The organism is Pseudanabaena sp. FACHB-1998 (genome assembly GCF_014696355.1).
Taxonomy (GTDB): Bacteria; Cyanobacteriota; Cyanobacteriia; order Pseudanabaenales; family Pseudanabaenaceae; genus Pseudanabaena.
Map to the genome: position 1 here is coordinate 63153 of NZ_JACJQA010000041.1, position 13322 is coordinate 76474.

13 protein-coding genes are annotated in these 13322 nt (G+C 41.8%); all 13 read left to right on the forward strand.

Annotation, left to right across the window (positions count from 1 at the left end):
* The first annotated feature begins 160 nt into the window (after positions 1-160).
* The 13 genes from H6F42_RS16955 (at position 161) to H6F42_RS17015 (ending at position 13264) form a co-directional block, all read left to right on the forward strand.
* Positions 161-1198 (forward strand): hemerythrin domain-containing protein, encoded by a 1038-nt coding sequence (locus H6F42_RS16955; protein ID WP_190400548.1) that lies wholly within the window; start codon positions 161-163, stop codon positions 1196-1198.
* A 125-nt stretch (positions 1199-1323) separates the two neighbouring features.
* Positions 1324-2049, forward strand: coding sequence for a ferritin-like domain-containing protein (locus tag H6F42_RS16960; protein ID WP_190400549.1), 726 nt, complete (start codon positions 1324-1326; stop codon positions 2047-2049).
* A gap of 71 nt (positions 2050-2120) precedes the next feature.
* A complete protein-coding gene (locus tag H6F42_RS16965) occupies positions 2121-3056 on the forward strand; it encodes a ferritin-like domain-containing protein (protein WP_190400550.1) in 936 nt (311 codons plus the stop codon).
* A 42-nt stretch (positions 3057-3098) separates the two neighbouring features.
* Positions 3099-3869 carry a histidine kinase gene (locus H6F42_RS16970; RefSeq protein WP_190400551.1) on the forward strand — a complete coding sequence of 257 codons (771 nt, stop codon included), beginning with the start codon at positions 3099-3101 and terminating at the stop codon, positions 3867-3869.
* A 135-nt stretch (positions 3870-4004) separates the two neighbouring features.
* Positions 4005-4172, forward strand: a complete 168-nt coding sequence (locus H6F42_RS16975; protein WP_190400552.1) for a YqaE/Pmp3 family membrane protein — start codon at positions 4005-4007, stop codon at positions 4170-4172.
* A 59-nt stretch (positions 4173-4231) separates the two neighbouring features.
* Positions 4232-4588: a phage holin family protein gene (locus H6F42_RS16980; RefSeq protein WP_190400553.1), complete on the forward strand. Its 357-nt coding sequence runs from the start codon at positions 4232-4234 to the stop codon at positions 4586-4588.
* Between the two features lie 138 nt (positions 4589-4726).
* Positions 4727-5158 (forward strand): hypothetical protein, encoded by a 432-nt coding sequence (locus tag H6F42_RS16985; RefSeq protein WP_190400591.1) that lies wholly within the window; start codon positions 4727-4729, stop codon positions 5156-5158.
* Between the two features lie 37 nt (positions 5159-5195).
* Positions 5196-5486 carry a hypothetical protein gene (locus H6F42_RS16990; protein WP_190400554.1) on the forward strand — a complete coding sequence of 97 codons (291 nt, stop codon included), beginning with the start codon at positions 5196-5198 and terminating at the stop codon, positions 5484-5486.
* A gap of 272 nt (positions 5487-5758) precedes the next feature.
* The gene (locus H6F42_RS16995; protein WP_190400555.1) at positions 5759-6268 is read left to right on the forward strand and encodes a hypothetical protein; all 510 of its coding nucleotides are present in this window, start codon (positions 5759-5761) and stop codon (positions 6266-6268) included.
* A 476-nt stretch (positions 6269-6744) separates the two neighbouring features.
* Positions 6745-7815, forward strand: a complete 1071-nt coding sequence (locus H6F42_RS17000; RefSeq protein WP_190400556.1) for a glycosyltransferase family 4 protein — start codon at positions 6745-6747, stop codon at positions 7813-7815.
* A gap of 212 nt (positions 7816-8027) precedes the next feature.
* On the forward strand, positions 8028-9323 hold the full coding sequence (locus tag H6F42_RS17005) for a glycosyltransferase family 1 protein (protein WP_190400557.1): 1296 nt from the start codon (positions 8028-8030) through the stop codon (positions 9321-9323).
* Positions 9324-9605: 282 nt separating this feature from the next.
* Complete coding sequence (locus H6F42_RS17010; RefSeq protein WP_190400558.1) at positions 9606-11879, forward strand: amylo-alpha-1,6-glucosidase; 2274 nt, start codon at positions 9606-9608, stop codon at positions 11877-11879.
* An 8-nt stretch (positions 11880-11887) separates the two neighbouring features.
* Entirely contained in the window at positions 11888-13264 is a 1377-nt protein-coding gene (locus H6F42_RS17015) for an MFS transporter (protein ID WP_242018490.1), read from the forward strand.
* The last annotated feature ends 58 nt before the right edge of the window (positions 13265-13322 follow it).

A 13322-nucleotide genomic window follows, 5' to 3' on the forward strand; every position in this document is an offset into this window, starting at 1 on the left:
CCCAATCTGAAGATAAGACATCGTAGAGCGTGAGTTCTATTACTTTTTATTTCATAGTGAAGCAAGTTCATCAAGTCGTTCAAGTAGTTGGACATTCAAAAGTCATGATTTTTATAGAGAGAAGTAATTGTCTCTTAACTATACATAAGGATTAACATCAATGTCAGTAACACTCGAAGACAACAAACGTACTGCGATCGCGGTCAAATTGGCAGACATGAAAGCAACCCAAAACTTGCTCATTGCCAATGAAAAAAGTTTGATTTCAGCTTGTCCTGATCGAGAAATCACTAATCGTTTAGAAGGATTTCTCAGGGATGATCAGAAGAACTTAGGCATCATCGACAATGTCATTGTTCAGTATGGAATTAAGGCTGAGCCAAACTCGACAATGCAGGTAGAGATCGAAGAAGTCGGGAAGATGATGCAAGACTCCGATCTATCGTTGTTTGATAAAGTAGCCAAGCATGAGCTTCTTAAACATACTCAGGCAATGGCAGGAGTTCTCGTTCACAAGGCTGGTCAAGTAGTGGGAGCCGATATCGCCGTAGCGATCGCCCCTCTCAATGCGGTTAACTTTGAAAATCGTGGACATGAAGAGCAGCTCAAAGGGATTCTAGAATCTCTCAGCACTCTGGAACTCACGGGCAAGCCCTCTGACAGTGGGCTGTGGTCAAGAGTCCAAGATACGATCGCCGCTCTGAGTGGCATTGCGGGTAGTCTCATCACTCGCAACGATCATGAGGTAAATATCTGTGATGTGATTCGTCTAGATCACGCCAAGGTATACTCTCTGTTTTCTCAGATTGCCGCCACCGACGATCCTCAAAAGCTAGAGGAATTTTTCGGTCAAGTCTACCAAGATTTGTGCGCCCACTCTGAAGCCGAAGAGAAGGTTGTCTATCCAATTGTACGTCCCTACTACAATAGCGTTCAAAAGTTGTATGACGAACAGGCGGAAATGAAGCAAACCCTTGAACGAATCAAGGCGATGAACTGTAATGATACAGTGACCTTTAAAGCTGCGGTAGCGCTTCTATCGACAGCCGTAAACGACCATGTGCTAGAAGAGGAGAAAGAAATGTTCCCTCGGATTCGTAGCAGCTTTGGCGACGACCAACAGAAACAACTGGCGACAGATTTTCAGACTGCCAAGAGCAAGATTCAAGATCAGCGACTAGTAGCAGCTTCCCAATAGATCTTCTAGGACTTGCGCTACCCGATCGGGTTTGGGTGCAAGTCCTAAAAAGCCTATGGCGTAAGCCATAGGCTTCAGCTTCAGCTACTGCGATTATATCCGTCACTATTTAGGAGAGATTAACTATGATTAGCGAGAAGATGCCTTCTACCTCTCGTCGTTCCCTAATCAAATGGGGGATTTATGGAATTGGCGGTATAGCAATTGGGGCTATGCCTCAAGCAATCTCTGCTCAGTCAAACATTGCTGGCAAGATGCTCACCTTTAATGCTAATGATATTGGCATTCTTAACTTTGCTTTGTTATTAGAAGAACTAGAATCTGTTTTTTATGCAGCCGTAGTTAGTTCGGGCAAAGTTACCAATAGTCGAGAACTTGAATATATAAGATATTTAGGCGCTCAGGAATCTTCCCATGTGAAATTCCTTCGCGATGTTTTAGGAAATCAAGCTCTATTTGAAACAAAAGATTTAAGTTTTAATGCCTATAGCCTTAATGACATTCTCGGTAACCGCGATCGCATCTTGAATGCTGCCGTTACGCTCGAAGACTTGGGCGTACATGCCTATAACGGTGCAGGTATGAGTATGACTAATCCCACATTTCTCCTTGCGGCTGGTTCGATTGTCTCTGTTGAAGCTCGACACTCGGCGGGAATAAGAGCGCTATTGAATAAGCCAACCACGGAACCCGATCGCGATCGCTTAATTAATAATGCCAACCTGAATCCCACTCTCAATCTATTTAAAGGTAAGGCTTACGACGAGCTGTATACGCCTAAACAGATTGTAGCGATATTGAGTTCTCTAAAAGTACTTAACAATCCTATTGGCGGCACTCTCGTTAGCTAGACACCACACTTGTGAATACACTCATACCGAAGGATACCGCCAATATGATCACTTACCCCCTTACGTTGAGAATGAAACTTAAAATTATTTTCGATAATTTTAAGAATGTCGCTGATACAGCGTTATTTTCTTTAAAGATTTGCTTTGCTTTTATTCCTTTTCTATGCGGATTTTTATTTTTTAGTCCAATCCCGTCAGCATACGCTCAGAGTTCAGTTTTAAGCCCTAGACAAGTAGCAGAATATGCGCTTACCTTAGAGAAGTTGGAAGCTGACTTTTATCAACGGGCGGCAATGGCAGCGATGAATGGAGGATTAGCCTCTGCGCCTCAAATTGCCAAAGATGCGATCGCTTCCTATGGTGAAGACGAAGCCAATCATGTAACCGATCTGTCCGCCGCCCTACGTTCTATTGGTGGAGATCCTGAAGCAATTAAAATCCCTACAAATCCTAACTACAGTGCGATCTTAGGTCGTGATCCCTTCGCTAACCCTAGGGATTTCCTATTGGCTGGGCAATATGTCGAAGATTTGGGCGTAGCTGCCTACAAAGGACAAGTACAGAACTTACTTGCCGCAGGTGATGCTGGCAAGCCAGTTTTAGCGGCAGCTTTGGCAATTCATAGTGTAGAAGCTCGCCATGCTGCGGGTATCAGATTCTTACGGGAGACTTTACTAGGAGAATCTGTCCGTCCTTGGATCTCCACTAACGCTAGTAATAGAGAAGTTATCTACAATGAGAATCGCCAAGGTTCTCCGATTCCCTTTAATCAGGATGCTTTTGATGGCTACGCCACTAAAGATGAAGTACTAGCATTAGTTACCCCCATCCTAAATTTAACTTCATCCTTTCCTGTTCAACCTATGGAAGAAACCGCTCCAGCGAACACAAATGAGCCATCTGCTCCAACCACCACAAATGAGCCATCTGCTCCAGCGAACACAAATGAGCCATCTGCTCCAACCACCACAAATGAGCCATCTGCTCCAGTACGCGCATTATGGTAAGCCCTTGTTTCAATCCCATCTACAAACTGGAAACGTTAACTTATGTCTAATCTAGTTAAAGAAAAGATTACAACCAATCTCGACAGAGCCAAGAGCCAAGGCAAGATTCGGGCGGAACATATTCGAGAAATAGTCAAAGATGCAGTTTCTCAAACTGTCGCTGAGCTAAAAGAAGGCTCCGATGAGATTGGCTTGATTGTCAAAGATGCTATTTCTACAGTAATTGGTGATTTAAAAGCTGATTTAAAGGGAGGCGGAAAGGAAAAGTCAGAAAAAATTACTGCTTCTATTGAAGGAGCGATCGCAGGAAGTACTCAGCAGCGTCAACAGGCGATCGCCGAGCGACGAGAAAGATTACTGGCGATTCAAATTCAATTGGATCAACAGCAGGAACAGTTAGATCGTGAATCCAGCGCCATCATGATGGATATCAAGACCGTGGAATTACCAGATACTGATTCTGAAGAAATTCATCTAGCGGTCAATACCTATCAAGAGCATCACGAGTTAGGCATTTTGCAAGAGCAGTACCTCAAACTCAAGTCCCAACTGACAAATCTCGATGAGAAGTTAGCAGATCGTTATGGCGATCGCTATCAAGAAATTAAGCAGCAATGGGAAAAAGCAAAAACTTGGTATGACCATAAAAAAGTTGAAGCAGAAGCCAGTGGAGTGATCCCTTTGCAACAAAAACAGACCGAAATTGAGAACAATTTGGGCGAACTTGGTTCGGTAGTTGCTCGTAAAGAGGAACAGATCAAGCAGAGTTTAAAAGAAATGTGGAAAGGTAAAGATTCTGTTTCTAAGCGCTAATTTCAAAACCACGTTTTTTGTAGATGTGGGTGGGCAATGCCCACCCACATCTACAAAAAACGTATCGGGGATGTGGGGAGCAATGCCTCCCCTACATCTACCAAAAACACTAAATTCCTTACGGAGTAATCAACTATGAAACTAATTCTCGGCATTCTTCTTCCACCCCTTGGCGTTTTTCTGGCTTACGGATTCAGCCTTACGCTATTAATCAATATTGGGCTAACTCTATTAGGGTGGGTTCCTGGCATTATTCATGCTGTTTGGGCAATCTCTAAACAGGGCGAACAGGCAAGTAATTAGATTTGCTTGTTCGCTTTCTCTCTTAACTATCACCTTACTATTACTCGAGGTTAAAAACCATGATTGGATATTTTCTGACCATACTAGCGACTGCTTTAGGGCTTCTCATTGTTGATATCATTGTTCCGGGGGTGGATATTTCCAACTTTCCTTCGGCATTACTCGCAGCGATCGTTATTGGTTTTGTAAATGCTTTCATTAGACCAATTCTGCAAGTCTTATCTCTACCTCTTACTTTCATTACCTTAGGATTGTTTTCATTTATCCTCAATGGCATATTGCTATGGATAGCATCCATTATCGTTCCAGGATTTACGATGAACGGCTTATTGGCTTTCATCCTTGCTCCTATCGTTCTCTCTTTTTGTAGTACTTTCTTAAATAAATACTTTGCTGAGAGAAGAGCGGGTAGCTAAGCCTCCTTATTCAGATCAAAAACCAAACCCTTTCAGGGTTTTCAAATCAATAAATGGCTGCGCCATTTATTGATTTGGTATAAAAAGTGGATGAAGAGAATTCTCCATTACGATTTTGGAAAATTAATGGACAAACAGATGAACATTTTTCGCTATGCTCGAACCACCATAATAGCGATCGCTTTAATGGTGGTTTTGACTTTCACAACTGCTTGTGGATCTCCTCAAGCTTCTAATCCCGTAAATCTCAATCAAAGTTCAGATTACAGTCAAATTGCGCGAGGCAATTCTGCCGCAGGGCAAGATTATGGCGCTTGGGTGATGCAGACTAGCAAAGGCTTAATTAAGGATGCCTATGTACGCGACGGTAATAAATTAGGGGTCATCATTTCCCCTCAAGTTCTACCTAGAGATGTAAAGCCCTTAACTCAATCCCTAACCCAAGGCTTTCGGAATACTTTTCCTAATCAAGATTTAACCGTTTTAATCTATGCTCCTGACAAAAAATTGATTTTAACGGCTCGCTATGATTATCAGTCTAAACAAATTGATTATCAGCAAGCAAGTTAATTCCGCATGATCCACCTAGATTTTTATCGAGATAACCATGAGTACTCAAACCCTAACCATTGCCAACTTCGATGATAATTACTGGCGACAGAATTATGATTCTTGTCGGTATGTTGAGAAAGGATCTAACTATGAAGACTATCAGTTAGCCTATCAGACAGGACATGAAGGATGCGATCGCTATTTGGGCAAAAGCTTTGATGAAGCGGAAACTGAACTCAAGCGAGATTATGAAGCTCTCTTAGCTCAAAAGAGTGGCACAGGACTAGCTTGGAATAAAGTCAAGGATGCAGTTCGCGATGCTTGGGATCAAGCAGGAACTACTTAATACCAAATTAAGAAATGGCGTAGCCATTTCTTAACAGATGTTATGTGGAATGAATATCGCCCTCACCCCCCAAGCCCCTTCTCCCATTAAAGGAGAGGGGGAGTAAGACTAATTTCTGATTCCCCTCTCCCCTTTTGGGAGAGGGGCTAGGGGTGAGGGTCTTGAGAACTTTCTCATAACATCATTTCTTAATTTGAAAGGCTGTCCAAGGCGGCGCTTTGCGCCGCCTTGGACGCATAATTTTTTTATTTTTAATGGAGTTCTAAATAGCTATGCCAAATACTAGTGATGAATATAAGCGTCAAGTCATGCAAGATTTATCGGGAGGAAGTAGAGAAACTCTCCCTGATGAGTCAGAAAACTTTACGGATTTTGATAATTTTGCTCAAAGGTCTTCCCGTGAAGAACGTCGTAATATATTTAGTGATTTTTTCCAGCCCGATCGCATTTCTTCAGCACAAATGGAGCCAGAATTGCAGCAAGCTCTTGCTAAGATTCAGCCCAGTCAGCGAGATGATGTAGCCAGAGAGCTATTTAGTCAGCTCAAAAAGAGAGGTCTAGGTAATCGCGATCTAGAAAAGCAATTAGGTCTATCCAGTCATGATCCCAGCCGCATGACCCCTGATGATGTTGCCAAACTAGCAGGATTTACCTACCATTCCCATCCTGATATTTTCCATGAAGTTCTAGCTGATCAACCCGCAGTAGTCAAATTTCTCAGCAATCCTGTAGTGGGCGCAGTTGTAGGTGCGATCGCTTCAAAATGGATTGGTCGCAAATAAAAATATCCAAAGAAAATATCACTTGCCTTATCTATTCAAAAATGACTATAATCTCCTGCCCTACGAGATTAATGACATTCTCCGTCCTAGCTAGACAGATTAAAAAAAAGCTTGCAAAGCAAGCTTTTTTTAATCTGTCTGGACTACGCAAAGCCTACACAGACTTTACTCAAGCACAGTTTCGACAAAATAGGGACTAAAAGAAAGAATGTATGAAGTTTTAAGACAATCCTATACAACTTATGCAATCCGAAAATTTAGTTATACATGATTTCAACCGTGGCTTAATTATAGTATTTCTTATAGGTACTTAGATGCAATTAAATACAAAACTTAAAAATCCGCGACGCACGCACAGCTTGCTTCACAGGTTTTAACTCTGATTTTAATGACGCTCAAATACTTGTCAAGATAACTAACTTTAGAACTAGTCGTTATCATCGCCTGCGAACAAATTTATAGACAGGAGATTCATAATGAGAATTGCCCAAGTTGCCCCACTATGGGAACAGGTTCCTCCCCCCGCTTATGGCGGCACTGAACTCGTAGTCAGTTTGCTAACCGAAGAACTAGTCAGTCGCGGTCACGATGTTACTTTATTTGCTTCAGGAGATTCCAAAACCTCCGCTAAATTAGAATCTGTACATCCCAGAGCTTTACGTTTAGATACTACTGTCAAAGATCCTAATATCTATGACATGCTTAATATGAGTCGAGTATATGAGAATGCGGATAGATTTGACATCATTCATTCCCATGTTGGCTGTGTCGCACTACCTTACACAAATTTAGTAAAAACACCGACAGTACATACTCTACACGGGATTTTTACTCCCGATAATGAGAAGTTATTTACCCATGTCCGAACACAACCCTTCATTAGTATTTCCAATTCCCAAAGGGATGATAGCCTAGGTTTAAACTATGTATCTACCATATACAACGGTATTGATACGAGTACTTATAAATTCCATCCGCAGCCAGAGCGTCCAGCGTATCTGGCTTTTTTGGGACGCATTTCCCCTGAAAAAGGAGCGCACTTAGCTATTGAGATTGCTAAACGCTCTGGTTGGCATCTAAAGATGGCTGGCAAGGTGGATGCAGTGGATTTAGAATATTTTGAGACACAAATCTTGCCTCACCTTGGTGATAAACAAATTGAATTTCTCGGTGAAGCAGATCATCAACAAAAAAGTGTGCTTATGGGTGGAGCTGTGGCAACGCTTTTCCCTATCACATGGAAAGAACCCTTTGGACTGGTAATGATTGAGTCCATGGTGACAGGAACCCCTGTAATTGCCATGAATTTAGGCTCTGTATCTGAAGTAATTGCTCATGGTAAAAGTGGATTTCTATGTCGTAGTGTTGATGAGTGTATCGATGCGATCGCCTCGGCTGAAAAGCTAGATAGATTTCTATGTCGAGAGCATGTATTGCTAAATTTCACTGCCAAGCGGATGGCAGATGGCTATGAAGCGGTATATCAGAAGATTATAGGATCAGCGTATTCTCGTAATGGACAGAAACGCGATTTGGTAATGCAATAAAAACTCTCAAATTTTGGAAAGTGCTTCTAAATTTCCAAAATTTGATAGCTCTAAAGAAGTAAGGACTTCACTATATCGATTTATCAATGAGTAGGCACTCATTGATAAATCGAAAAAACAATCACCGTAAGAGTTTAAAGGTTCTATTTTTTTGCAGTCAAAATAGAACCCGCTATAACTTAGGAATTTTCAAATTAAAGGATAGAAATATCATGTTGAGCTTAAATAGACAGGCGATCGCCCTCATCTCTGATCACGCTGATCCTGCGGCCGAAATTGGGAGCGAAGAGGCAGGTGGACAAAATGTATATGTCCGCCATGTGGGTGAAACCCTTGCATCTTTGGGTTGGCATGTAGATATGTTTACCCGCAAGGTTAATGCAGATGATGAGGACATTGTGCAGCATACGCCCCATTGCCGCACCATCCGACTTCAAGCAGGGGCAGAAACTTATATCCCTAGAGATCAATTATTTGGGCATATGCCAGAATTTGTGAGTTCTTTTCAATCTTTTCAAAGGACTCAAGGCTTGAATTATCCCTTAGTCCATACTAATTATTGGCTATCCGCTTGGGCGGGAATGGAATTACAAAAGACTAGTGCTATTCAATTGGTACATACTTATCACTCTTTAGGAGCGGTTAAATATCAGGATCGGGCAAAAACTCCGCAAATTGCCAATACTCGATTGAAAATTGAACGCGAGATTTTAGAACGAGCTAACTGTGTAGTCGCAACTAGTCCGCAGGAACAAGAAACTTTGCGATCGCTTGTTTCTACTCAAGGTCAAATTGAAGTCATTCCCTGTGGGACTGATACTAACAACTTTCGATTAACCTCTAAAGCTTTGGCGCGTGCCAAATTAAAATTTGGCAGTCAAGAAAAAATTATTCTCTATGTTGGTCGATTTGATGAGCGTAAGGGAATTGAGACATTGGTGAGAGCTTTCGCTCTCCTCAAGGAATACGATCTACCACACCTGAAGTTAGTGATTGTGGGTGGCAGTTCCGCAAATATGCCTGATGGTGATGAGAGAGAGAGGATTGAACACATTGTCGATGAATTAGGGCTGCGAGATAGCACAGTTTTTACGGGTAGAATCGGACATGATATTTTGCCTTTTTACTATACGGCGGCTGATGTTTGCGTAATTCCTAGTCACTATGAACCCTTTGGACTGGTCGCAATTGAAGCGATGGCTTGTGGTGTGCCTGTGGTGGCTTCTAATGTTGGCGGATTGACCTTTACTATCCTTCCTGAAGAGACGGGTTTGCTAGTACCGCCTAAAGATGTCGTCGCTTTTGCTAATGGTATTCATCGAATTTTGTTTGATGAATTGTGGGTTAGAAAAATGCGAAAGCAAGCATCAGCGAATGTGAATCAACGCTTTAGCTGGACAGGAGTTACTATTCAGTTGAGTGAACTCTATCGTCATGTGTTAGCGCGATCGATTATGCATGAGCAGGCGTGGAATTACAAAATGCCAAGTATTACGAGATCGGCTTAGATTACTTGATATTAGGACAAATTAAAACCCAAGAAGCGAGTTGTGGTGCGAAGCGCCGCAACTTGTTTTCTGGTTATGCGTCCTAAGAGCGTGTTTGAGAAGTCTCCTATCTAGCATAAATTTCTGCTTTTACCCCCCTTAATCCCCCCTTTCAAAGGGGGGAAACTTGAATCCTCCCCCTTTCAAGGGGGAGTTAGAGGGGGTAAAAAACTTCTCAAACACGCTCTAATACCTAAAATAATTATTTTCAGTATATCCACTTAATAATATCCACTTAATAATATGCCTAATACAAACCCATCAATCATACCTGAACCCAACATTATTGAAGTAGATGGAAGGACATATATTCCCATAAATAAAACTCAAATTGCCCCTTGGGTATGTTTGATTGGTGAGCATCCAATTTCCACGCTGACTCTAAAAGATGATGATTTATTCCTTATTACCGATACTTTAGGAAATATCTCTGACCTTAGCTGCCGTAGTGGCGGCTTTGAGGACAGCATGGGCTTATTTTGCCGTGATACAAGGTTTTTGAGCCGTCTAGAATTACAAATTGATGGGCGATCGCCTATTTCGTTTAGTAGTACGGCTCATAAAGGGTTTGCAATGTCGGTTTTATGTTCTAATCCTGTTATCAATAATTCCGAGGGTCAGCAAATTCTCTCAGAAACGATTGGAATTCGTCGGGAAATTGTAATTAAAGGTGGTTTATTTGAAGAAATTCAAGTAACTAATTACAACACTTATCCAGTTGATTTTACGCTCAGTTTGAGCTTTGATGCTGATTTTCAGGACTTATTTGAAGTAAGGGGGGCAAAACGAGAGAAAAGAGGAGTTTTATTAAGCTATCTACCCAACTTAGAGAAAGTATCCGCAGAAACTCTATTTAAAGAAATAGTGCTTGCCTATGAGGGACTAGATGGATCATTAATGGAATCAAGAATCCAGTTTAATTCGCGCCAACCTGATCAAATCTTAGGTTATACAGGAGTTTGGCAACTTAATTTAGCCGCCCATGAGGCGATTACGTTGGGATATCGGATTCATTTATTTACCAATAATCGTCCCACGTCAGTGGTAAATGTCCCTGATACTTTTTTTCAAGCGAAAGCTGAAGAGCTACTAGACGAAAAGATGTGGATGGAACAAATCACGCGTATTCAAACGGATAATAAATCGCTAAATCAGGTGATCGATCGTGCCGTACAGGACATTTATCTGCTTAGGCAAACTTCAGAAAAGAATAATTTCCTTTCCGCAGGTGTGCCTTGGTTCTCAACTTTGTTTGGGCGAGATTCAATTATTTCCGCTTCTCAAACGCTCGTTTTAGATCCAACGATCGCCCGCGATACTTTGTTGATTTTGGCGCATTTTCAGGGTAAAGAAGATAATGAATGGCGGGATGAACAGAGGGGAAAAATTCTCCATGAGATTAGATTGGGAGAAATGGCGCGTTGTCATGAAATTCCGCACAATCCTTACTATGGAACGGTAGATGCCACACCTCTGTGGTTAATGCTCTATGCCGAATACTATGCTTGGACTGCTGACCAAACAACCATCGATCAGCTATGGGCAAATGCCATGTCGGCAATGGCTTGGATCGATCGCAACTGCAAAGAAACTGGCTATCTCTACTATCATCGCTCCTCGGCAAAAGGGCTGGTCAATCAGGGATGGAAAGACTCAGAAAACTGTATTGTCAATAGTAAAGGCGAAATCGCGAAGGGACCGATCGCTTTATGTGAGGTACAGGGATATGTCTATGCTGCCAAGATTAGAATGAGTGAATTGGCTGAGAAAAGGCAATTATTCGATTTAGCTGAACTTTGGCGAGCGCAAGCAAAGGAACTAAAATCACGGTTCAATAAAGATTTTTGGATGCCCGAACAGGACTATTGCGCTCTGGCTCTAGATGGTGAGGGAAAAGCCATTGATAGTATTACCTCTAATGCGGGTCATTGTATGCATTTAGGCATTTTCGATCACGAAAAAGTGCTGAGAGTTGCCGCGCGACTAAATGAGCCTGACATGTATAACGGCTGGGGAGTTCGTACCCTCAGCAATCTTTCTCCAGCCTATAATCCGATGGGATACCACGTTGGTTCTGTCTGGCCCCACGATAATAGCTTGATCGCCCTTGGAATGCGATCGCATAGTCTTGTGAAACAATCACTAAGAATTGCTAAAGGCTTAATCGATATGACTATTTCCCAACCCTATCACCGACCACCTGAACTCTTTTGTGGCTATGAGTACAATGGATTTACTTCGCCAGTGCAGTATCCAGTCGCTTGTTCGCCTCAGGCTTGGGCAACAGGAACCATTTTTCAACTAATTTCGATTATGGTTAATTTTGTTCCTAATGCTAATAGCAATCAACTTCATATAATCGATCCCTGCTTGCTGGATTCCATTAATCACCTGTCAATCCAGAATTTACGAATTGGACAAACCTTACTCGATCTAGAATTTGAACGCTACGATGAAACTACCGCCTGTCGGGTCAATAAAAAACGTGGCAATATCCGCGTAATCATTGAAGCATAGGAGTTCTATTGTCCTACGTAGAAGATTTATCTGAAGGTTTGGCTGAAAATTTAGCTGAAAAGACAATTCCAGCAGTCCGCATCTCTGTGCGAAATAGCCTCAAAGCTTCAACAATTGATGGTGGTTTATCGACGATTTTTAGTAATGTGACAGGAGGAGTATTACTCAGTAGTTTTTTATTGAATTTGGGAGCGAATCCTTTTGAGATTGGATTGTTAGCTTCATTCCCCATGCTTGCCAATCTATTACAACCCCTCGGAGCCTTACTATCCAATCGCTCAAGTAGTCGTCATGATTATGGCATATGGACTTTTTTGCCTTCACGATTAATTTGGTTAATCTTACTGGTTCCGCTTATTTTGCGAAGGACTAATTCCCATATTTCTGAGCAATTAGTTTATGTGACTCTAACTTTAGTCGGATTTTCGAGCATTCTCTCGGCTTTAGGGAGTGCATCTTGGATGAGTTGGTTAGCGGCACTAGTTCCCGCAAAACTGCGTGGTCGCTATTACAGTATTCGCAATGTGGTGGGGAATATCGTCAGTCTGTTCTGTTTACCTATTGCTAGTTTTATTATTTCCCATTGGCACGAAGGGGCGATCGCAGGTTATGGCATTGTTTTAGGAATTAGTATCTTAGCAGGCGTGGCAAGCTTGATTTGCCAGCATTTTATGATTGATATCAACCCTCAAAAATATCAATCAGATTGCCAAGAGGAATATAAAGATCCCAATAATTCCTTGGCAATAAATTCTTTGTTTATAAACAAAGAATTTATTGCCAAGGAATTTAAATTCCTTTTCTATCAAAATCGTAATTTGGTTATTCTCTTAATCTATTTTTCCCTATGGGGATTTGCTGTTAATCTCAGCACACCATTTTTTAACCTCTATATGCTGGAAAATCTGAGTATAGATATTACTTGGGTAACGCTTTTCAGCAGTTTAGGTAGTGGCGCAAATATGCTAATGCTCTTAGTCTGGGGCAGAATAAGCGATCGCGTTGGCAATCGCCAGTTATTAATATTTGCAGGATTAGCGATCGCTATTACGCCTTTATTTTGGCTATTCACAGGTGTAACCGAAGTTCATTCCCAACTATGGATTTATTTAGTCATTTTCCATATTTTTCTTGGCGGCTCTTGGGCAGCGATTGATTTAGGAAGTAATAACATTCAAATTGAGGCGGCTCCCATTCAACATCACGCCATTTTCTTCGCATTAGTGTCCGCCTTAACTGGTATAAGTAGCGCCTTGGGAACGACTCTAGGTGGGCTTTTAGCCCAAAGCGCCCATTATGAAGGCATTTTTAGTATATTTTTTATATCCACTGTCTTACGATTGCTAGCACTTATTCCTTTGCTTTTGCTAACTGATGTTCTCTAGAAATCCACCCACCTCTCACCTTTCGTTCCCCAATAAAGGCGGCGCATTGCGCCGCCTT